This window comes from Peribacillus sp. NPDC096540, assembly GCF_050278525.1.
Taxonomy (GTDB): domain Bacteria; phylum Bacillota; class Bacilli; order Bacillales; family DSM-1321; genus Peribacillus.
Map to the genome: position 1 here is coordinate 103,650 of NZ_JBNNTG010000003.1, position 22,619 is coordinate 126,268.

General features: G+C 39.1%; 22 protein-coding genes and 1 other annotated feature. Of the genes, 20 read left to right on the plus strand and 2 right to left on the minus strand.

Annotation, left to right across the window (positions count from 1 at the left end):
- Position 1 precedes the first annotated feature (1 nt).
- From ACQKMR_RS04365 to ACQKMR_RS04455, 19 genes are all read left to right on the plus strand, one after another.
- Positions 2-964 (plus strand): PhoH family protein, encoded by a 963-nt coding sequence (locus tag ACQKMR_RS04365; protein WP_427696183.1) that lies wholly within the window; start codon positions 2-4, stop codon positions 962-964.
- 190 nt (positions 965-1,154) lie between these two features.
- Positions 1,155-3,329 carry an HD family phosphohydrolase gene (locus tag ACQKMR_RS04370; RefSeq protein ID WP_427696184.1) on the plus strand — a complete coding sequence of 725 codons (2,175 nt, stop codon included), beginning with the start codon at positions 1,155-1,157 and terminating at the stop codon, positions 3,327-3,329.
- Positions 3,326-3,802, plus strand: coding sequence for an rRNA maturation RNase YbeY (gene ybeY / locus ACQKMR_RS04375; RefSeq protein WP_427696185.1), 477 nt, complete (start codon positions 3,326-3,328; stop codon positions 3,800-3,802). The genes ACQKMR_RS04370 and ybeY overlap by 4 nt, the downstream gene beginning before the upstream one ends.
- On the plus strand, positions 3,780-4,157 hold the full coding sequence (locus ACQKMR_RS04380) for a diacylglycerol kinase family protein (RefSeq protein WP_427696186.1): 378 nt from the start codon (positions 3,780-3,782) through the stop codon (positions 4,155-4,157). Before ybeY ends, ACQKMR_RS04380 begins: the two co-directional genes overlap by 23 nt.
- A 9-nt stretch (positions 4,158-4,166) precedes the next feature.
- On the plus strand, positions 4,167-4,595 hold the full coding sequence (locus tag ACQKMR_RS04385) for a cytidine deaminase (protein ID WP_427696187.1): 429 nt from the start codon (positions 4,167-4,169) through the stop codon (positions 4,593-4,595).
- Positions 4,588-5,517, plus strand: coding sequence for a GTPase Era (gene era, locus ACQKMR_RS04390; RefSeq protein WP_053346995.1), 930 nt, complete (start codon positions 4,588-4,590; stop codon positions 5,515-5,517). Before ACQKMR_RS04385 ends, era begins: the two co-directional genes overlap by 8 nt.
- 99 nt (positions 5,518-5,616) lie before the next feature.
- Positions 5,617-5,760, plus strand: a complete 144-nt coding sequence (locus tag ACQKMR_RS04395; protein WP_082527684.1) for a YqzL family protein — start codon at positions 5,617-5,619, stop codon at positions 5,758-5,760.
- A 33-nt stretch (positions 5,761-5,793) separates the two neighbouring features.
- The gene (gene recO, locus ACQKMR_RS04400) at positions 5,794-6,546 is read left to right on the plus strand and encodes a DNA repair protein RecO (protein WP_427696188.1); all 753 of its coding nucleotides are present in this window, start codon (positions 5,794-5,796) and stop codon (positions 6,544-6,546) included.
- Positions 6,547-6,604: 58 nt separating this feature from the next.
- Positions 6,605-6,779: a binding site (T-box leader), on the plus strand.
- A gap of 187 nt (positions 6,780-6,966) precedes the next feature.
- The gene (glyQ, locus tag ACQKMR_RS04405; RefSeq protein WP_053346993.1) at positions 6,967-7,863 is read left to right on the plus strand and encodes a glycine--tRNA ligase subunit alpha; all 897 of its coding nucleotides are present in this window, start codon (positions 6,967-6,969) and stop codon (positions 7,861-7,863) included.
- Positions 7,850-9,919: a glycine--tRNA ligase subunit beta gene (gene glyS / locus ACQKMR_RS04410; protein ID WP_427696189.1), complete on the plus strand. Its 2,070-nt coding sequence runs from the start codon at positions 7,850-7,852 to the stop codon at positions 9,917-9,919. The genes glyQ and glyS overlap by 14 nt, the downstream gene beginning before the upstream one ends.
- A 160-nt stretch (positions 9,920-10,079) precedes the next feature.
- Positions 10,080-10,718, plus strand: a complete 639-nt coding sequence (locus tag ACQKMR_RS04415) for a helix-turn-helix transcriptional regulator (protein WP_427696190.1) — start codon at positions 10,080-10,082, stop codon at positions 10,716-10,718.
- 16 nt (positions 10,719-10,734) lie between these two features.
- Positions 10,735-11,556: a pyruvate, water dikinase regulatory protein gene (locus tag ACQKMR_RS04420; protein ID WP_427696191.1), complete on the plus strand. Its 822-nt coding sequence runs from the start codon at positions 10,735-10,737 to the stop codon at positions 11,554-11,556.
- A gap of 526 nt (positions 11,557-12,082) precedes the next feature.
- Entirely contained in the window at positions 12,083-12,538 is a 456-nt protein-coding gene (locus ACQKMR_RS04425) for a YaiI/YqxD family protein (protein WP_427696349.1), read from the plus strand.
- A 48-nt stretch (positions 12,539-12,586) separates the two neighbouring features.
- Positions 12,587-14,395, plus strand: a complete 1,809-nt coding sequence (gene dnaG / locus ACQKMR_RS04430) for a DNA primase (protein WP_427696192.1) — start codon at positions 12,587-12,589, stop codon at positions 14,393-14,395.
- A gap of 38 nt (positions 14,396-14,433) precedes the next feature.
- A complete protein-coding gene (gene rpoD / locus ACQKMR_RS04435) occupies positions 14,434-15,567 on the plus strand; it encodes an RNA polymerase sigma factor RpoD (protein WP_427696193.1) in 1,134 nt (377 codons plus the stop codon).
- A gap of 308 nt (positions 15,568-15,875) precedes the next feature.
- On the plus strand, positions 15,876-16,406 hold the full coding sequence (locus ACQKMR_RS04440; protein WP_427696194.1) for a hypothetical protein: 531 nt from the start codon (positions 15,876-15,878) through the stop codon (positions 16,404-16,406).
- Positions 16,407-16,642: 236 nt separating this feature from the next.
- Complete coding sequence (gene cccA, locus ACQKMR_RS04445; protein WP_427696195.1) at positions 16,643-17,011, plus strand: cytochrome c550; 369 nt, start codon at positions 16,643-16,645, stop codon at positions 17,009-17,011.
- Positions 17,012-17,233: 222 nt separating this feature from the next.
- Complete coding sequence (locus ACQKMR_RS04450) at positions 17,234-17,941, plus strand: tRNA (adenine(22)-N(1))-methyltransferase (RefSeq protein ID WP_427696196.1); 708 nt, start codon at positions 17,234-17,236, stop codon at positions 17,939-17,941.
- Positions 17,938-19,056: a Nif3-like dinuclear metal center hexameric protein gene (locus ACQKMR_RS04455; RefSeq protein WP_427696197.1), complete on the plus strand. Its 1,119-nt coding sequence runs from the start codon at positions 17,938-17,940 to the stop codon at positions 19,054-19,056. Before ACQKMR_RS04450 ends, ACQKMR_RS04455 begins: the two co-directional genes overlap by 4 nt.
- Before the next feature lie 44 nt (positions 19,057-19,100).
- Here ACQKMR_RS04455 and ACQKMR_RS04460 read toward each other — a convergent pair whose 3' ends face one another.
- Entirely contained in the window at positions 19,101-20,045 is a 945-nt protein-coding gene (locus ACQKMR_RS04460) for a 4-hydroxy-3-methylbut-2-enyl diphosphate reductase (RefSeq protein WP_427696198.1), read from the minus strand.
- Positions 20,046-20,159: 114 nt separating this feature from the next.
- The gene (vrrA, locus tag ACQKMR_RS04465) at positions 20,160-20,873 is read right to left on the minus strand and encodes a VrrA/YqfQ family protein (protein WP_427696199.1); all 714 of its coding nucleotides are present in this window, start codon (positions 20,871-20,873) and stop codon (positions 20,160-20,162) included.
- Between the two features lie 424 nt (positions 20,874-21,297).
- Here vrrA and ACQKMR_RS04470 point away from each other — a divergent pair, with 424 nt between their 5' ends.
- Positions 21,298-22,611: a DEAD/DEAH box helicase gene (locus ACQKMR_RS04470; RefSeq protein ID WP_427696200.1), complete on the plus strand. Its 1,314-nt coding sequence runs from the start codon at positions 21,298-21,300 to the stop codon at positions 22,609-22,611.
- Positions 22,612-22,619: the final 8 nt, after the last annotated feature.

Here is a 22,619-nt window from a genome sequence, read left to right on the forward strand (position 1 = left end):
AATGGCAGATGACGTGAAAGTAATTAAGCTAGAAATAGAATCACCTAATGAAGCAATTGCTTTATTGGGCAATGGAGATTCAAATGTAAAAGTGCTTGAAGAAGAGCTTGGTATTTCAGTTATTACCCGAGGTGAAGCAATTAGTGTTGCCGGAGAAATCGAGCGGGTAACAATGGGACAGGAAATATTGAAGGCACTATTAACAGTAATTAGAAAAGGAATTACAATCAGTTCCCGGGATGTTCTATATGCAATTGAATTGGCTAGAAAAGGCACCTTGGAATATTTCGGTGAATTATATGAAGAGGAAATCGCTAAAACGGCTAAAGGGAAATCCATTAAAGTCAAAACAATCGGACAGAGATACTATATTCAAGCTATAAAGAAGCACGACTTAGTATTTGGAATTGGGCCTGCTGGAACCGGGAAGACCTATCTTGCTGTAGTGATGGCGATTAATGCATTGAAGAACGGCCATGTTAAAAGAATTATCTTGACTCGACCTGCTGTTGAAGCGGGTGAAAGCCTAGGGTTCCTGCCAGGAGATCTGAAGGAAAAAGTAGATCCGTACCTACGGCCGTTATATGACGCCCTACATGACCTTCTGGGGATGGAACAAACCCAAAGGATGATAGAGCGTGGAACGATTGAAATTGCTCCTCTTGCCTATATGAGGGGACGTACGCTTGAAGATGCATTTGTCATCTTGGATGAGGCACAAAATACGACTGAAGCCCAAATGAAGATGTTCTTGACTCGGCTTGGATTCGGTTCAAAGATGGTCATTACGGGAGATCGTACACAGATTGACCTTCCCAAAGGAATGAAGTCCGGTTTGGTTCGGGTTGAAGAAATCTTGAAAAATGTTAAAGGTCTTTCATTTGTTTATTTTGAACAAAGTGATGTAGTAAGACATCCGCTTGTAGCCAAAATCATTACCGCTTACGAGCAGGCAAAGGAATAATAAAAAATCCGCCAATTCAACTCGGCGGATTTTTCGTGCTGTGTGTAGTGTATGTATTTTTTTTAACAAAAAGTAGAAATAGAACGGAAGAAGCTTTACATTTATCATAACAAGGTGAAAATTAACAAGAAAACTGTTATGATTTTACATATCTAGAGTATTACATCACTTTCTTATAGGAGGACCTTCCTTGAATCGTATCCAGAAATTTTTCACTAAAATAAAGGGGCTATTGGTCCATCGTTTTTTTCAAGTACTGTTGTTTATGATACTTGGTTTGTTTGCTTATGGATTAATGTTTTCCAATGTCAAACCGGAAAAAGTCCATGTAGAGCTATTTAAGCCGGCAGAACAAACCATTCGTTCAACCAAGACTGTAGAAGATACATATAAGACCGAACAAGAAAAAGAAGAGATTTCAAAACAAGTGGCGGATGTCTATACATTAAAAAAAGAATACGCCAAAAATAAAGTCGATCTGATTTCATCCATTTTTGATTCGGCAATTGAGGTGAATAAAGAATCAGATCCTGAAGGAGATAACAAAAAAGAGGAAGGGAAGGAAAATAAAAAGGAAATAATAAAAACCGATGCCCAGAAGGTTTCCATTTTAAAAGAAAAATTGACAGATGAAGTCAATAGAAATATTGAGGAATCTGTTTTCCTTGCTTTAGTACAGGCGGATGAAGATGAGTTGAAAATAGCAAAAGATTCAACGATTACGGCTGTTAATAATGTGATGAGCTCACGAATTGCGGCCAGTGATGTCGAAAATGCCAAGAAAAAGGTTGTAGAAGAATTAGGGTATATGAGCATTAATAGCGATATGAAAAAAGCCTCTAATTCCCTTGCACGCACGGCGATCATCCAAAATGTGTTTTTTGATAAGGATAAAACCGAGGAGCAACGCAGGAAAGCGATCGAAAGCGTAGAGCCTATTAGAATTCTTCAGGGGCAGATTATCGTTGAAGAAAATCAGTTAGTAGACCGGGATGTGTATAGGCAACTTGAACTGGCAGGTTTTTTAAGTACAGAGTCTACCATTTATCCTTATGTTGGCCTACTGCTATTTATCCTTTTAACTTTTGGCGCTTTTTATTACTTTTTTTACTTTTCAATTTCCAAACGGGATAACAAGTATAATCAGTTATTGATCTTCAGTCTTGTCTTTATCCTTTCAATGGCAACTATGAAAACTGTCAGCGTTTTAGCAGATCTTAAAAATTCGAATTTGGAATACATTTTCCCAGGTGCCATGGCGGCGATGCTAATAAAGATTTTATTAAATGATAAGTTAGCTGTAGCAATGATAATTTTATTAGGTTCGTATGGTACGATTATATTTAATGGAGATACACCTGGAAATCTAGATTTCACAATGGGACTTTATATTATTTTCGGGGGTTTGGCGGCAATCATTATATTATCGCGCCCCAATTTCAAATCAAAGGTTTTGATTGCAGGACTTCTGATGTCTGTAATCAATATGGCATTTGTATTTTCGCTTATCTTTATAATGGACGGGCATTATACTAAAATGGAGTATTTGTACTTTGCTGCTGCTGCCATAGGATCAGGGGTCGGTTCAGCTGTTTTGACAATGGGACTGTTACCGTTTTTTGAGGCAGGTTTCGGGATCTTATCATCGATGAAGCTAATCGAACTTTCAAATCCAAACCACCCTTTACTGCGAAAAATTTTAATTGAAGCGCCAGGAACCTACCATCACAGTGTAATGGTGGCCAATTTAGCGGAATCAGCTTGTGAAGCTATTGGATCAAATGGATTGCTTGCAAGGGTCGGCAGTTATTATCATGATATAGGCAAGACGAAACGTCCGCACTTTTTCATCGAGAATCAGATGAATGCAGAAAACCCGCATGATCGACTGCAGCCGGAAACAAGTAGGGATATCATCATTGCCCATGCCGTTGATGGTGGAGAGATGTTGCGCAGTCATAAATTCCCCAAAGAGATTGTGGATATTGCGGAGCAGCATCACGGGACAACTTTATTGAAATTTTTCTATCATAAGGCAAAGAAACAGGATGATACGACCGTTGAAGCCTGTTACCGTTACCCAGGACCGAGGGCGAAAATGAAGGAAGTCGCTGTCATAGGGATTGCTGATAGTGTAGAGGCAGCAGTGAGATCGATGCAGCACCCTACACCAGAGAAGATTGAAGAGCTGGTAAGTTTTATTATTCAGGACCGAATTCAAGACGGTCAATTTGATGAATGTGACATTACTATGAGAGAATTAAGTATCGTGAAGCATTCCTTATGTGAATCGCTTAATGGTATCTTCCACTCCAGGATTGAATATCCGGAGCCGGATAAATTAGGACAGAAGGTGAAAGAATGATGTTAGCAATCGATTTAATGGATGAAACGAACGAAGTTACGGAAAAAGCCCAGCAACTTGTTGAAAGTATTCTGCAATTTGCGGCTAAAAATGAAAATATCGAAGAAGATACGGAGCTGTCTGTCACTTTTGTAGATAATAATAGAATTCAGGAAATCAATAAAAAATATCGCCATAAAGATGCACCAACCGATGTCATTTCCTTTGCACTGGAAGAGATGGGTGAAGATGAAATGGAAATTATCGGTGCGGAAATGCCTCGTATGCTTGGTGATATTATCATTTCCATTGAGCGTACAAAAGAGCAAGCAGAAGAATACGGACATTCTTTTGACCGTGAACTTGGGTTTTTAGCTCTTCATGGTTTTCTTCATTTACTAGGCTTTGATCACATGAATGAAGAAGATGAAAAAGTGATGTTTACTAAACAAAAGGAGATCTTGGAAGAATATGGACTTTCAAGAGAAGGGTAAAAAAAAGTATCCTTTAATAAAAAGCTTCTCTTTTGCCTGTCAGGGAATTTTGGAAGCAGTTCGAACAGAGCGTAATATAAAGATTCATTTTGTGTTAACAGTAATCATCGTATTCTTTGGTTGGTATTTTTCATTGGATGGGATGGAATGGCTGTTCATTTTGGCGGCCATTGCTGGTACGATTACGTTAGAGCTTGTAAATTCAGCTATTGAAAGGGTTGTAGACTTGGTAACAGACCAAATCCATCCTCTTGCTAAGCAGGCAAAAGATATTGCAGCGGGAGCTGTATTCATATATGCTATATTTTCTATAATAGTTGGATTGATTATCTTTTTGCCGAAGTTTGGTTTATAGGTGGTTGAAATGGTATCCAATTTGAAAGGAAGATGTGAATTGAATACGAATGAATTGATTGAGGAAGCTAAAAAAGCAAGGGAAAAGGCTTATGTACCTTATTCGAAATTTAAAGTAGGGGCTGCTTTATTAACCGCCGATGGTAAAGTTTATCATGGGTGCAATATAGAAAATGCTGCATACAGTATGTGCAATTGCGCCGAAAGAACTGCTTTATTCAGCGCCTATGCCCATAATGATAAGAAGTTCACAAAACTAGCAGTCGTGGCAGATACTGATCGTCCTGTTTCCCCATGCGGAGCGTGCAGGCAGGTTATATCAGAACTATGTGAACAAGATATGACGGTTGTTTTAACCAACTTAAATGGGGATATTAAAGAACTAACAGTACAGGAATTGCTTCCAGGAGCTTTTTCACCGGAGGATTTAAATGAATAAACTATTCGACGAAACACAAGTAAAAGGTTACAAATCAGGTTTTATTTCGATTATAGGCCGACCTAATGTTGGCAAGAGTACATTTTTGAACCGGGTTATCGGTCAAAAAATTGCCATAATGAGCGATAAACCGCAAACAACGAGAAATAAGGTTCAAGGTGTACTTACGCAAAACGATTCACAAATGATATTCATTGATACACCAGGTATTCATAAGCCGAAGCATAAGCTTGGCGACTTTATGATGAAGGTAGCAACAAATACATTGAAAGAGGTGGATTTGATTCTGTTCATGATAAATGCGACAGAAGGATACGGACGTGGTGATGAGTTTATCATTGAAAAATTACAAACCGTAAAAACACCTGTTTTCCTTGTAGTTAACAAGATTGATGCTATGCATCCTGATGATTTACTTCCAATTATTGAAAAATATCAAAAGCTTTATCCGTTCGCGGCCGTCGTTCCAATCTCAGCGCTTGAAGGTAATAATGTCGATACACTGCTTGAACAAATCAAGGAGCATCTTCCTGAAGGTCCACAGTTTTATCCAGCTGACCAGGTAACCGATCATCCTGAACGTTTTATTATTTCCGAATTGGTCCGTGAAAAAGTACTTCACCTGACGCGGGAGGAAATTCCCCATTCAGTGGCTGTTGTTATCGATTCAATAAAAAAAATGGATAACAGTGATACGATTAATGTTATGGCAACGATTGTGGTAGAACGTGATTCACAAAAAGGTATTGTCATTGGTAAGCAAGGGAAAATGTTGAAAGAAGTCGGTAGCCGTGCGAGGGTTGACATCGAGAATTTATTAGGCTCGAAAGTATTCCTGGAACTATGGGTGAAGGTACAGAAGGATTGGCGTAACAAAGCGAGCCAACTTCGCGATTATGGTTTTAATGAGAGCGAGTATTAATTAACAAAATTTACGCTTCATGAAAGTGTGGAAAACGGTCAAGCTAATCATATGGTCGGATATTTATATTGCTAGTTAAAATTGAAAGGTGGGCTTTATATGTTGGATTTTACCTGGGAGTTATTTAGTGAAACAGGTAATGTGGACACCTATTTGCTGTTTAAGGAGATAGAAGTCGAAAGACAGGAAAGACCCTTAGTATTGAGTGAAGAGCTAGCAGATATTGATTTTCCTGTTTCATAAGTTAGTCTTGGCAAGCATGGGTGGTGTCTTGGTATGCTCCAAAAATGTGAAGGCATTGTCATAAGACGGACTGCATATGGAGAAAACAACAAAATTATTACTATTTATACCCGTGAGCTAGGGAAAATTGGAGTTATGGCTAGAGGAGCCAGTAAACCTAATAGCAGGCTTGCTGCCGTCACCCAACTTTTTTGCTCCGGGTATTTCCTTGTTTCTACATCAAGCGGACTCGGAAGCCTTCAGCAAGGAGAAATGGTCGACTCGCTTCGTTTTATAAGGGAGGATCTTTTTGCCACTGCATATGCTTCATACATTGTTGAATTGGTTGATAAAAGCGTAGATGATAAGAAACCAAATCCTTATCTGTTTGAATTGCTTTCGCAAACCTTGCATTACATAAACGAAGAATATGACGCGGAGGTTTTGAAATTTATTTTCGAAATGAAGATGCTGCCCGTCAATGGGATTAACCCTGTACTAAATCAATGTGCTGTTTGTGGTGAAACAGAAGGGGAATTCTCCTTCTCGCTACGGGAAGGTGGTTTTATTTGTCACCGCTGTCTGGGAAAAGACCAATATCACTATAAAATTTCACCCGCAGCCGTTAAATTGCTGCGAATATTTTATTATTTGGATTTATCAAGGCTCGGAAACATTTCGGTTAAGCCTGAAACGAAAAAAGAACTGCAGAAAATCATTGATGCTTATTATGAAGAGTATTCAGGTCTCCATTTAAAATCAAAAAAGTTTTTAAAACAGATTGATACGATGAAAGATATGTTTTAAGATTTGACCTATTGACATTCCAGGCTTGATTGTATAAAATTCTAATCATTAAAATAAGAAGATTGCGTTGATGGAAAAGAGTATCTGTCATTCTCCATAAAAAGCGAACCCGGGATGGTGAAAGCCGGGATATGGATTTACAGGGAAGGCGTTCCGGAGCATGTAGCTTTGAAAAGAGGCCGGTTTATTAACGGCAATTAGGGTGGAACCGCGGGTATACTCTCGTCCCTATGCATTTCGCATAGAGACGGGAGTTTTTTGTTTGCAAAAATGCGAAAGAATAAAAATGAATGGGCCGGTAAGACACTTGAATTAATTGGTGAAATGCATGTCTGGCCAATAAAGGATTCAATTTTACTGGTAAATTTGCTCCCGTCCTTAATTCATTAAGATGCGTTTTAAATAATCTGGAGGTGTACGATGAATATTCAAAATATGATTTTAACTTTACAAAAGCATTGGTCTGAACAAGGCTGCATATTAATGAATGCTTATGATGTCGAGAAAGGGGCAGGGACGATGAGCCCTTATACGTTCCTTAGAGCTATTGGACCTGAACCGTGGAGTGTTGCATATGTAGAGCCATCCCGCCGTCCAGCAGACGGTCGTTATGGAGAGAATCCTAACCGTCTCTATCAGCATCATCAATTCCAAGTGATCATGAAGCCATCACCAGACAATATCCAAGAGCTGTATTTGGATTCATTACGCGCTTTAGGTATTAATCCACTTGAGCATGATATTCGCTTTGTAGAAGATAACTGGGAAAACCCATCATTAGGTTGTGCTGGTCTCGGCTGGGAAGTTTGGCTTGATGGAATGGAAATTACACAATTTACGTATTTCCAACAGGTAGGCGGCCTTGAGTGTAAGCCGGTTTCCGTGGAAATTACATATGGAATCGAGCGTTTGGCTTCTTACATTCAGGAAAAAGAAAATGTGTTTGATCTAGAATGGACAGAAGGATTTACAGTACGGGATATTTTTGGACAGCCGGAATACGAGCATTCAAAATATACGTTTGAAACATCCGACCTTGATATGTTATTTCAACTTTTCACGATGTATGAAAAGGAAGCACATCGCCAAATGGAAGAAGGGCTTGTACATCCTGCCTATGATTATGTTTTAAAATGTTCACATACATTTAATCTTTTGGATGCAAAAGGTGCGATTTCAGTAACGGAAAGAACGGGATATATAGCCCGCTGCCGTAACTTAGCACGTAAGGTTGCCAAAACCTTCTATGAAGAGCGGGAGAAATTAGGCTTCCCGATTCTGAAAGTGAAAGGGGAAAATACAAATGAGCAAGCGTGATTTGTTATTGGAAATTGGATTGGAAGAGATGCCGGCTCGTTTTGTGACAGCGTCCATGAAACAGTTGTCAGATAAAGTACAGAAATGGCTAACGGAAAAAGCAATTGAATTCGGAGCGGTTGAAGCTTTTTCCACACCAAGACGTTTGGCCATATTGGTAAAAGACGTATCAGAATCACAAAAAGATATCGAAGAAGAAGCAAAAGGACCAGCAAAAAAAATTGCTTTGGACAGTGAAGGTAACTGGTCAAAAGCTGCATTGGGATTTGTTAGAGGCCAAGGAATGACCGCTGAGGATATTTATTTTAAAGAACTTAAGGGTGTTGAATATGCCCATGTAAATAAGTTCATTAAAGGACAACCGACAGCCCAGCTTTTATCTGAGCTACAGGAAATTATTACAGGCATGACGTTCCCGAAAAATATGCGTTGGGCCAACCAAGATCTTCGTTTCGTCCGTCCGATTAAGTGGCTAATTGCATTATTCGGCAACGAAGTAGTGCCATTTTCCATAGCTGATGTTGAAACAGGTCGTGAAACAAAGGGACATCGTTTCCTAGGAGAAGTCGCAATAATAGAGGCTCCTGAACAATACGAAGCAACGTTAAAAGAACAGTTTGTCATGGCTAATCCAGATGAACGGCGTAATGTTATTTTAGACCAGATTAAAAGACTAGAGCAGGAAAAAGGCTGGATTATCCCAGTTGATGAAGAGCTGCTTGAAGAAGTCAATAATTTGGTTGAGTACCCAACGGTGTTATTTGGCCAATTTGAAGAAGAATTCCTTGAACTTCCAGCTGAAGTTTTGATCACTTCAATGAAGGAGCACCAACGTTATTTTCCAGTTAAAGATCAAGACGGCAAGTTACTTGCTTTCTTTGTAACCGTTCGTAATGGCGATGACCGTCATCTAGAAAAGGTATCTAAAGGAAATGAAAAAGTGTTACGTGCCCGTTTATCGGATGCGGCATTCTTCTTTAAAGAAGATCAGAAAAAAGAGATAGCAGATGCTTTGAAAAAGCTCGACAGCATCGTTTATCATGAAGAAATAGGCACCTTGGCTGAGAAAACTGCCCGAGTAATAGCGGTGACAGGCGTTCTGGCGGATGCCTTGAATTTAAAGGCAGAAAAGGAACTGGCGCTACGTGCAGCCGAAATTGCTAAATTTGATTTAGTAAGCCATATGGTTTATGAATTCCCTGAATTACAAGGGTATATGGGTGAGAAGTATGCGCTTCTAAAAGGAGAAGCAAAAGAAGTAGCAGCTGCAATCAATGAACACTACATGCCAAGACATGCGGATGACAATGTACCGCCTTCTGTTATTGGAGCAGTTGTAAGTATAGCCGAAAAAATTGATACACTCGCATCATTCTTTGCTATTGGCGTCATTCCAACCGGCTCACAGGATCCATACGCATTGAGAAGACAGGCAAGTGGTGTTGTTCAAATTTTAGCGGAGAAAAAATGGAATATCTCTTTAGAAGAGCTTATCACTCTAGGACTTAAAGGACTAGAATCAAAAGGCCTTCTAAAACGTGATTTGGAAGAAGTAAAAGCAGACATGTTTACCTTCTTTAAAGCACGGGTTAAACATTTACTTCAAGAACAGCAGATTCGTTATGATTTAATTGATGCGGTTCTGATCGACGAGATTGGGTTTATTCACTCTTTAGTAGAGCGTGCTCATGTATTGGATGCGAAAAAAGATGAAGCAGGCTTTAAAGAAAGCCTAGAAGCGTTAAGTCGCGTTATGAATATTGCTGTGAAGTGTGACCATAAAGTGACAGTTGACCCGAATGCTTTTGAAAATGAGCAGGAAAAAGAGCTTTATGAAAAATATCAAACAGTAGCATTGCGATATGCTGAATCTAAAAATGAGAAAGAGCGTTTTGAACAGCTTATCTCGCTTCAAACGGAAATAGAGTCATATTTCGAGAATACAATGGTCATGGCAGATGATGAAGCAATCCGTAATAACCGCTTATCACTAATGAAGGAAATTAGCGATTTAGTTTCAGGTTTTGCGGCTATGAATAAAATTATCCTTTCATAATTGAAAGGATTCATAGAAATCGGAGACACTTTATAAAGGTTTCCGATTTCTTAAAATATTAAATGGTCAATAAATAGGACAAACATGCTTTTATTAAATAATATGGTATATAATTATTAAATGAATAACTTTTGTTACTTTACTCTGCGAAAGCAGTGGGGTGGTGATTATAATCCAATTGAATAAGCGTCAAGAGCATATTTTACAAATTGTAAAAGAAAATGGACCAATTACAGGAGAACATATTGCCGATAGACTGAACCTTACAAGAGCGACACTTCGTCCTGATCTTGCTATCTTAACGATGGCAGGCTTTCTTGATGCGAGGCCGCGTGTCGGGTATTTTTATACAGGCAGGTCAGGGACGCAGCTTTTGACAGATAGTTTGAACCATCTTTATGTACGAGACTATCAATCAATTCCTGTCGTTGTTGATGAAGGCATTTCCGTATATGATGCAATCGTCATGATGTTTTTAGAAGATGTCGGTACCATGTTTGTTGTCGATAAGCATGCTTTGCTAGTTGGTGTCTTATCAAGGAAAGACTTGTTGCGTGCTAGTATAGGTAAACAAGAGCTTAACTCCATTCCAGTCAATATTATTATGACTAGGATGCCCAATATTACAATGTGTTCAAAAGAAGACTTAATGATTGATGTTGCAAAAAAATTGATTGATAAACAAATCGACTCATTACCGGTTGTCAAAGAAACAGAAAAAGGCTATGAAGTAATTGGAAGAATTACGAAAACCAATATAACAAAAGCATTCGTAGCTTTAGCTGATGAAGGCTATTAGGGGGCTTGCAAAAGGAATGACGGAGAATATGAACGGTTCTATTATATATGTTGTATCGGATTCAGTGGGGGAAACAGCGGAATTGGTTACAAAAGCAGCCGCAAGCCAGTTCTCGGGATCTGCTTTTTCCATAAAACGAATTCCGTATATTGAAGATGAACAAAACGTGGATGAAGTAATTTCACTGGCTAAATTAGATGGAGCAATCATCGCCTATACCCTTGTGAAACCAACTATTAGAGCTTACATGAAAGCACAGGTCGAAAAAGAAAATCTGTCTGCTTATGACATTTTAGGGCCGCTCATGGACATCCTTCAGAAAAGAGCGCCAAAAGGACCGCTTAATGAGCCTGGTCTCGTTAGAAAGCTTGATGATGATTATTTCAAGCGAGTCGAAGCCATTGAATTTGCTGTAAAATATGATGATGGGCGGGATCCCCGTGGTATTTTACGAGCGGATATTGTCCTTGTAGGTGTATCACGTACTTCAAAAACACCTCTATCACAATATTTGGCCCATAAACGCTATAAAGTGGCTAATGTACCTTTAGTGCCTGAAGTGGAACCACCAGAAGAATTATTCCTGGTCCCACCTGAAAAATGTATTGGTTTAAAGATCAGTCCGGAAAAGCTGAACCATATTCGTAAAGAGCGATTAAAGTCCCTGGGACTTAATGATCATGCTATTTACGCGAATGTGGAACGGATTAAAGAAGAGTTGACTTACTTTGATACAATCATTTCGAGGTTGAATTGTCCAATCATTGATGTTACGAATAAAGCTGTTGAAGAAACAGCCAATTTGATTATCAATATCCTTCAAAACAAAAATCGTTGATAGGTGGATATATTTAATTCTTAAATTAAGGTAAACCAAAATGTGAGCTAGACACTTTAAGTGTCAGCTCACATTTTAATGCTGAGAGAATTTTAGGGGATCGTAAACAAAATAGTGAATGATTACATAAATTACCTTATTTTTACAACTGAAAACCCATCGATTTGTATAAAATAAGAATCCGAATTTAAATGTTGGCATCTTCTAATCAAATAGACTATAATAAAAAATTGTGAGAAAAAAGTAATCTTAAGGTTTAGACTTAATTAATAAGGAATAAACTAAAGGTTAATGAGAAGTCAAGGTTTTTATCATAAAATAATTCGACATGTTCCGTATAATTTTAAATTGGCTGACTCTGAACCAAGGTAAAAGCAGCATTGTAACTTTACTAAGAAGGGATTACTTGAAGTAAAAGGTTGGTCTTTTAGAGAATATTCTCTGACCTGTGCTGAAAGTTACACTATATCTCGATAAAGTTTAGGGGAGAAAAAGGATTATGCAGAAAGATGTAGAATTAAAAGGTATGAATAATAAACCAACTATACACGTCGATGCCGATGCATGTCCGGTAAAAGACGAGATTCTTCATTGTGCACGATTGCACGATGTCGAAGTCTGTTTTGTTGCGTCATATAAAAATATGATGAACAACCCTGAAGGTAAATGGGTATATGTCGATGCGGACAAAGAAGCGGCCGATCTTTATATAGTAAATTCAGTAAAAAAGGGTGATATCGTTGTAACTTCAGATATTGGATTGGCTGGAACCCTGCTTCCAAAAAGCGTTTATGTTCTTTCACCGAGGGGAAAAGAATACACAGACGAGAATATTTCTATGCTCCTAGATATGCGTTATCAGTCAGCGAAACTCCGCAGGCAAGGTAAACATACGAAAGGGCCGAAAGCATTCACAAAGGAAGATCGAACATGTTTTACAAATAAATTTTTGAAAACTTTGTCGAATTTTGCAGGGAATTAGAAATCTGTATCGAATTAGAAACTATCACCAAAATTGCAAGGTGGAAAAATGACAAATGGCCGTATAGAAGACGAGAAAATAAACCAAATTCGTGAAGCTGTTGACATTGTTGATTTAATTGGAGAATATGTCCAGCTGAAGAAGCAAGGGCGAAATTATTTTGGCCTTTGTCCTTTTCATGGTGAAAACTCGCCGTCGTTTTCCGTTTCAGCGGAAAAGCAAATCTTTCACTGTTTCGGTTGTGGGGCAGGCGGGAATATTTTCACTTTCTTAATGGATATAGAAGGCTACAATTTTGTGGAATCTGCGAAAGTTTTAGCTGAAAAAGGAAATGTTCCTTTAGATGTTGAAATAAATAAGGACTCCCAGCGTTCTAACATGCCTGCTGGCTCGCAGCAAATGTATGAAGCGCATGAATTGTTGCGAAAGTTTTACCACCACCTTCTCGTAAATACGAAGGAGGGTCAAGAAGCTCTTGAATATCTTCTTGAACGTGGATTTACAGAAGAAACAATAGAAAAGTTCCAAATTGGTTACTCATTGGATTCATGGGATTTTGTCTCCAAGTTTCTTTTAAAACGTGGGTTTCCAGCGGAATTTATGGAGCAAGCAGGGCTAATTATTTTCAGGGAAAAAGACGAGTCATATTTTGACCGTTTCAGAAATAGAGTCATGTTTCCAATTATGGATCACCAAGGAAATACGATTGCGTTTTCGGGAAGAGCAATGGGGGACGATGAGCCCAAATATTTGAATAGTCCCGAAACACCAATCTTCAATAAAAGTAAAACTTTATATAATTTTCATCATGCAAGACCTCACATAAGAAAGAAAGAACAAGCAGTTATTTTTGAAGGCTTTGCCGATTGTATTTCAGCTGTCCGTGCTGGTGTAGAGAATTCGGTCGCTACTATGGGGACCGCCCTAACCGATCAGCATATCCAGCTGTTAAAGAGAAATACTGATCAGATACTAATCTGCTATGATTCGGACTCTGCGGGATTGAATGCGGCAAACCGTGCAGTTAATATGTTGCAGGACAACGATTTTACAGTTAAGGTCGCGCTGATGCCTGATAACTTGGACCCCGATGACTACATAAAGGAATTCGGTGAAAAAAGCTTTGTTTCTGAAGTAATAGGGGCCAGTTTAACCTACATGGCATTCAAAATGCATTATTTACGACGAGGAAAAAACGTAAATAATGAAGGAGATCGAATTCAATATATCGAAGAAGTTCTTAGAGAAATTTCGCGATTGCCCAATGCTGTGGAGCGGGATCATTATCTCCGGCAGTTATCCTCTGAATTTTCTCTATCATTGGATGCGTTGGAACAGCAGCAGCGACAGGTGTTTTTTGCAGAACGAAAGAAGGGGACACTGCCGCCGCCTGCAATACAAAAGAAAATGACCCTGCAATATGAGCATAAGTTAAAGCCAGCTCACCATAATGCTGAAACTAAGTTAATTGCCCATATGCTGAAAAGCAGGGATATGACTTTCAAAATTCAGCAGTTGCTTGGGCAAACAGTCTTTCATGTAGATGAACATCAGGCAATCATCACCTATTTATATGCGTTCTATGAAGATGGACACGAGCCGGATACAAGCTTTTTCCTTACTTATTTACCGGATCCAAACTTGAGAAGGATCGTTTCGGAAATAGAAATGATGTCAGTGAATGAGGAAGTTACCGAAAAAGAACTGACCGATTGTATAAATCAAGTGTTGAAATATGAAAAGTTGTTAAAGATAAAAGAAAAACAAGTTGAAGAAAAAGATGCAGTGAGACGCAGTGATTATGTAACTGCTGCACAAATTGCCATGGAAATCATTAAATTGCGTAAATTGTTGTAGTAAGTTGTTTAGGTGTAAGTCTGGAAGGAGGGGAACTAATGGCTGAAAAACCAGCACGTTCCAAACAAGTTGATAATGAATTTAGCCTTGAGCAGGTGAAAGAAAAATTAATAGAGCTAGGTAAAAAACGGGGCTCTTTAACTTTAGAAAAAATCGCAGAAAAAATTGGCGGTTTTGAGTTAGATTCCGATCAAATGGATGAGTTCTATGAGGTGTTAACTGAAAACGGAGTCGAAATACTCACTGATGGTGAGGAAGACGAAGATGAAGATGATCCCGATGAGAAGAAACTTGCAAAAGAAGAAGAGTTTGACTTAAATGATTTAAGTGTTCCTCCTGGCGTAAAGATTAATGACCCAGTCCGTATGTATTTAAAGGAAATTGGTCGCGTTGACCTTTTATCAGCCGAAGAGGAAATCTCTTTAGCGAAGCGAATTGAAGAAGGGGATGAAGAAGCCAAGCGTCGTTTAGCTGAAGCCAACCTGCGTCTAGTTGTCAGTATTGCTAAGCGCTATGTTGGACGCGGCATGCTCTTCCTTGACCTTATTCAAGAAGGTAATATGGGACTTATCAAAGCGGTAGAAAAATTTGATTACCGCAAGGGATACAAATTTAGTACGTATGCAACATGGTGGATTCGCCAGGCCATTACTCGTGCAATTGCTGACCAAGCAAGAACGATTCGAATCCCGGTCCATATGGTTGAGACCATCAATAAATTAATCCGTGTTCAAAGGCAGCTTCTTCAGGATCTAGGACGTGAACCATCACCAGAAGAAATTGCAGAGGATATGGATTTAACTCCGGAAAAAGTTCGTGAAATCTTGAAAATAGCTCAGGAGCCTGTTTCCTTGGAAACACCAATCGGTGAAGAAGATGATTCCCACTTAGGTGACTTCATTGAAGATCAGGACGCGACTTCTCCGTCTGAACATGCTGCATATGAACTATTGAAAGAACAGCTTGAAGACGTTTTAGACACCCTGACAGACCGTGAAGAAAATGTCTTGAGACTTCGCTTTGGACTTGATGACGGCCGTACACGGACGCTTGAAGAGGTAGGTAAAGTGTTTGGAGTTACCCGCGAGCGTATCCGTCAAATTGAAGCGAAAGCATTACGTAAGCTGAGACACCCAAGTCGCAGCAAACGCTTGAAAGACTTTTTAGAATAAAAATAAATATGCCCTTTGAGTCACTCTTTGAATGCCCAGCGTTCAGGAGTGGCTTTTTTTTATGCAATTAAATGTAAAAATATACATATAAGAACAATATTTATGTATTTATCTATATAGTGGAGACGAGATTCAGTGCATCTAATAATATTAAATCATCTGTTAATAGGAACATAGGTAGCCACTGATGGTGTATCACAGCATATACGAGCGTTCTCCGTTGTACCGATCACAATGTTAAAATCAATCTTAAATGAATGGCTTTATTAGCCGATATAAAGAACAAACCGACATGAGGATGTGTATTCATGGATGAGACGAGAAAGAGAATTATCATTCAAGAAATTAACTCCTGGAAAGAAAGTAGAATGATTCCGGAGCAATATTGTAATTACTTACTTGCATTATACTGTCAAGGCGAATTACCACCTGCTTATTCGAATAAAACCGGAACCGATAAAAAAGACATTCTTTCCGGGCTGATAATGGGAGCCTTTTTTGTATTTATTGTATTTTTGAATTATTTTACTGAAATACCCATAAGAATGCAAATTGCTGTGACAACTATTTCTATCATCATCTTTGGGTTTTTAGTTAGCCGCTGTATTATTAAAAAGTTCGTTTTTCAATTGACGTTAATAGAAATGGCATTATTAATGCTTTTACATACAGTAAAATTGATTGAATTAGTTGCTCCTGGCAGAGAAAGTATTCTTTATACTAGTTTGTTTATCCACTGCGGGCTCTGGATTTTAATAGGAAAAAAACTAAAGCTGCTCTATTTCTCCATATCGGGGTGCCTAGGAGTTATTATCACTCTTTACTTTTTATTAATATAATTAAAATGGACAATAAAGTGTTTTAATAGAAATTTTAGGGTATTATGGAATATATATATATAAAAGATGAAACTGTCTGGAAATATACATAAGTTTTTGACAATTTTAAGAAATTATATAATATCTTCTATTTTTGGGCTTTTACTTGAAACTCTTTTCAAGTAAAATAATATATAGTTGTTTGTATATAATATTAAATATGGTAGTTTTAGGTTCTACATAGGGGAGGAAATACTATGAATCGCAATCCAGTAATGCCTTTTATTATTATCATGGTTTTTGGTATTGGACTTATGTTTTTACTTTCGTTTAAAGGTTTGGGTGATGCCAAAGATCTTGCTAAGGAAAAAGAGGGCGGCGCAAAGACAGAAGAAACAGAAAGTGCCTCAGCATCACCTGAAGACATCTATAAGCAGAACTGTATCTCTTGTCATGGTGATGCCTATCAAGGTGGTGTCGGTCCAGCTCTAAAAGGAGTTGGCGATCGTCTATCAGTAGACGAAGTTAAAGATGTAATTACTAATGGACGAGGTGCCATGCCACCAGGTTTAGTCGAAGAGCAAAACATTGATGCCATGGCCGAGTATATTCATGGGCTGAAATAATTTATGAAAACTGACTCAAAAAATCGTTGGAAAGCGAGATTTTCGAGTCAGTTTTTCTTTTATTCCGCAAAATAAAGACTCCAACGAAGGAAGTCTTCCTTTGTCTAGTGATTGAGAGAGAGCCATATTTCTCTCGTTCTGTAATTTTTCCATAGAACTTGTTATAATCGAATGGGAAACTAAACTATGTAAGACATTATTTGAGTTAAGAGAGTTGATAATATGAATCATGAAAAACTATCGATGAGATTAGAACGTATTGCCATACATATACCAAAAGGAAGCATTCTTGCAGATATTGGGTCAGACCATGCTTACTTGCCTTGCTATGCAGTGAGTAATGGACTGTGTGACCAGGCTATAGCCGGGGAGGTTGTAGAGGGACCATATCAGTCAGCTCGCAAGCAAGTGGCTATAACAGGGCTTCAGGACAAGATTGTGGTCCGTAAAGGAGATGGACTTGAGGTGTTGAATCCTGATGAAGCTACATGCATTACGATTGCAGGCATGGGCGGGACATTAATCTCAAGTATCTTGGAAAGTGGAAAAGAAAAACTGGGTAGGGCAGAAAGGCTTATCCTTCAGCCAAATGTTGGTGCAGCAAATGTTCGTAACTGGCTAATCGATAACGGCTGGGCATTAACTGGAGAAGAAATTCTCGAGGAAGATGGAAAAATCTACGAAATCCTGATTGCTGAAAAGGGGGACCCGCTTGAACCTTATCCTGTAAATAAGCAAATTGGCCTCATGTTTGGGCCGTTCTTGACAAAGCAATTCAGTGACACTTTCAAAAAGAAATGGCAGCTTGAGAAAAGACATTTGGAAAGAATCATCGAACAATTGGATGAAAGCGGTCGAAGCGGTTTAGAATCGAAGCGTAATGAATTAGAAGCTCAAATTTCTGTAATTGAGGAGGTGCTTAAAGGGTGAAGACAGCAAATGGTTTTCAAATCATTGAGATGTTTGAACAGTTCTCCCCAAAGCAATATGCGATGGAGGGAGATCCAATCGGATTACATGTAGGACAATTGAATAAGCCGGTTACAAAAGTGATGATTGCCCTAGATGTGCTAGAAGAGGTTGTGGACGAAGCAATAGAATGTGGCGTGGAACTAATCATTGCCCATCATCCCCTTATTTACCGTCCATTGAAGAAAATAGATACAGCGGTTGCTGGCGGACGTATTATAGAAAAGCTGATCAAACATGATATTGCTGTTTATGCTGCACATACTAATTTGGATGTTGCTAAGGGCGGGGTAAATGATTTACTAGCCGATGCTCTTCAATTACAGAATACAGAGGTACTTATTCCTACTCATGAAACAGCTCTAAAGAAACTGGTCGTGTATGTACCTAAGGCTGATGAACAAAAGATAAGAGAAGCCTTAGGTAAGGCGGGAGCAGGAGCAATCGGAAATTACAGCTATTGTTCGTTTTCGGGGGAAGGAACTGGACGATTTTTACCAGGCGAAGGCAGTGAACCTGCAATTGGCTCACAAGGAAAGCTTGAATCGGTTGCTGAAGTGCGGGTTGAAACGATATTTCCTGCTAATATCGAGAAGAAAGTACTTTCTGCGATGATAAAAGCCCATCCATATGAAGAAGTAGCTTACGATATTTATAAGCTGGAGAACAAAGGAGAATCACTTGGATTAGGTAAAATTGGTGTACTTGCAGAAGAAATGTCACTTGAGCAATTTTCCGAACATGTGAAACAAACACTAGAAGTTGATAAGGTACGTGTCGTTGGAGATTTGCATAGTCCGATAAAAAAAGTAGCAGTGCTGGGTGGAGACGGAAATAAATACTTTACGACCGCAAAATTTAAGGGCGCTGATGTGTATGTTACAGGTGATATGTATTATCATACGGCCCATGACGCGATGATGATTGGTTTGAATATTGTGGACCCTGGCCACAATGTTGAAAAAGTGATGAAAAAAGGCGTTGCGCGGATCCTTAAAGAAATGTGTCGCGAAAGAAACTTCGATGTAGAGTTCATTCCATCCGAGTTAGATACTGACCCTTTTCAATTTATTTAAACAAACGAAAAAAGGCAACCACTACGGCTGCCTTTTTTTGAAAATTATTTTTTTACTTTGATTTTAGGTAAAATTTTATGCAATGGTGTTTTCTTTTCCGTATTCCAGGTTAATTCATTATTTGGTTCATATTGCTCTAAAAATGCAATAACTTCTTTTGTAATCGGTGTTGGTGTAGATGCACCGGAAGTAACAGCAACCGTTTCTGCATCTTTTAGCCACTCGAGGTTTAGCTCGGAAATGTCAGCGATGCGATAAGCGGGTGTACTGGCAATTTCTTGGGACACTTGTGCAAGACGGTTAGAGTTGTTACTTTTCGGATCACCGACAACGATTAAAACATCGGCTTCTCCAGCTTGCTGGGCAACTGCTTCTTGACGTACCTGTGTCGCTAAACAGATTTCCTTATGGACTTCAGCGTGTGGAAACTTTTCTTTAACCTTATCCATGATATCCAATACGTCCCATTGGCTCATGGTGGTTTGATTGGTCACAATTATCTTTTCACTATTCAAAGTTAAGGCATCAACATCTTCATCCTTTTGAACCAGGTGAACGATATCGGGGGCAACTCCAACTGCGCCCTCTGGTTCCGGGTGGCCTTTTTTGCCGATATAGATAATTTGATACCCTTCAGCTTCTTTTTCCCGTATTAAGTCATGTGTCGCGGTAACATCAGGGCAAGTAGCATCAAGGGTAACTAGCCCTTTTTTCTCAGCAATCTTCCGAATTTCAGGAGAAACACCGTGAGCAGTAAAGATAACGGTTCCGCTATCCACTTGTTCGATGATTTCGTTACGGTTACTGCCATCTAACGTGATGATTCCTTCTTCTTCAAAAGCATCAGTTACATGTTTGTTATGAACGATCATACCTAAAATATAAATAGGGCGTGGCAAGGTTTTATCTAAAGCCGCATTTCGGGCGATGACCATGGCGTCGACAACGCCATAACAATAGCCGCGCGGGGAAATTTTAATCACTTTCATCTATGTGTCCTCCTTCAAAGGCAAGAAACTCTCACTATTTATACCTTTCTATTATATAAGACCATAGATGATTTTACAAAACATCCTATTTGCCTAAAATTAGCTTTTCGAACTTTAAATATAAAGCTTAGGGCCAGAAGACTTTACCCTTGTTGTTTCAGGACGAACTTTAGGGACTGGTTTTTCAGGTATAACAGTTTCTTGTTTAGTTGTATCCGCCTTTACCTCATTGGTTTTTGGTGACTCATCCTTTGCTTTTGTTTCAACTTCGCTTTTACCTTCTGATTTCACTGTATCATCACTGGATGTTATGCTTCGGAAAACCTTCCACATGGACGGCAAGTTTTTAATAACTGGGCCATATTGCTCTACCATTGGGGTGAATTGTTCAGCTGCCTGCAGCACTTTTTGCGTGTTGTTGAGCATATTGTTCAGGGAATCAGGGTTTTTTAAAGTCTCTAAAATCCCACCTCCACTACTTCTTGAAGAGTTTTGGTTGCTTTTAGAAGCAGCAGCTGGCGCAAATAAGTTTGGGGAAGCTGCACCCTGTTTGGACTTACCCAGAATTCTTGATAGCAATCCTTCTTTCTTCGCAGGAGGCTGCTCCTGCCTCTGTGGCTTATTGAATGGGCCTCGGAAACCTTGAGGTACTTGAGGTCTATTTTGTGCAACAGGCCGCCGCATCTGTTGAAAAGAGTTTGGAATTTGCTGCTGGGGTCCTCTAAATGGTCCGGGTGGCTGCGGCATTCTCCGGGCATTAGGTGGTTGAAAACCGGGTCTGGGTGGCTGAAAACCGGGTCTGGGTGGTTGATTTCTACCTGGGAACATAGGTTTCACCTCCTCTAAGTTTATATGCTGGTGTTTTCTTCTATATAAATTATGCAGTTCAACAAAAAAGGTTTGAGGAAAGAATGAATGGGCTGTTGTGAAGTAACCGGAAAGAAGGTAAGATGGTAACGGTAGTCTTTTAGCTCCATGTCTGCGGGGGATACGCTATGGCCAGGACAGGGGCTTTTCGTTTGCAAGAGTCCAATTAAAGAGAACTAACCAAGGCGCTTGCGCTTTTTGTATAATCTGGCTTCAGCGCCTAGCTCGTTGTGAAAAAGATGATGGACCTGATAAGGCAAAAAGCGCCTTATAGATCAATCCCTATTTTCTTCACGAGCTAACCAAGGCGCTTGCGCTTTTTGTATAAAATTTATTATAATAACAGGACATGTCTATTGACTGACAAGGATAAAGGAGTTTTTTGATGAAACAAAACCAATTTGAACGATTTAATTTGAAAAGCTACATTCTAGATGCGGTTCGTACTTTAGGGTTCGATAAGCCAACGGAAATTCAAGAACGCGTGCTTCCGTCGCTTTTAAAGGGAAGTAGCTTAATAGGACAGTCGCAGACAGGTACAGGAAAGACACATTCCTATTTGCTGCCAATTATGAACAGGCTTGATGCTGGTAAAAATGAAGTTCAAGCGATTATTTCCGCACCAACCCGTGAGTTAGCGAACCAAATCTACAAAGAAGCTTTGAAAATTGCGGACCATTTCCCTGAGGATGAGCAGATTCAAGTCCGTTGCTTTATTGGTGGTACTGATAAACAGCGTATGATTGATAAATTAAAGACACAGCCACAACTGGTTATTGGGACTCCTGGTAGGATTAAGGATTTGGTAGAAGCTCAGGCCTTACAAGTGTATACAGCAAAAATGCTGGTAGTGGATGAAGCTGACCTTATGCTTGACATGGGATTCCTTGAAGATGTCGATTTATTTGCATCCCGTATGGCTGAAAAAATTCAAATGCTTGTTTTCTCGGCAACTATACCAGAAAAATTAAAGCCATTTTTGAATAAATATATGGAGAATCCGAAATATGTTCAAGTGAACCCTAAACAGGCGACTGCTGCAAAAATTGAACATGTCTTAGTCCCGCTCCGCCATCGTAACAGAGAGCAGTTACTGCATGATATCATTGTTCGTTATAATCCTTATTTGGCGATTGTTTTCACAAACACCAAAAAAATGGCGGATCATGTGGCTAATTCCTTGATTGAAAAAGGGTTGAATGTCGGTCGTATTCACGGAGATTTAACACCTCGTGAGCGTAAAAAAATGATGAAGCAGATCAAAGATTTGGAATATCAATTTATTGTTGCGACAGATTTAGCTTCGCGTGGAATCGATATTGAAGGTGTCAGTCATATCATTAACTATGAATTGCCATCAGATCTGGACTTTTATATCCATAGAACAGGTAGAACAGCTCGCGCAGGATATTCAGGTATCGCCGCAACAATCTATGATACATCTGATGAAGATTCATTGAACCGTCTTGAAAAGATGGGAATCGAATTTCGTGATGCCGATATCCAAAACGGCGATTGGGTTGATATAGAAGAGCGTAATAAACGGAAAAACCGTAAGAAACAAAAATCTGATATTGATGTTAAAGCAAGTAGGCATGTTAAGAAGCCAACTAAAGTTAAGCCTGGTTACAAGAAGAAAATTCAACGTGATGTGGAAAACTTTAAAAAACGTGAACGTCGTATACAGAGAAAGAAATAAGGGAGTAA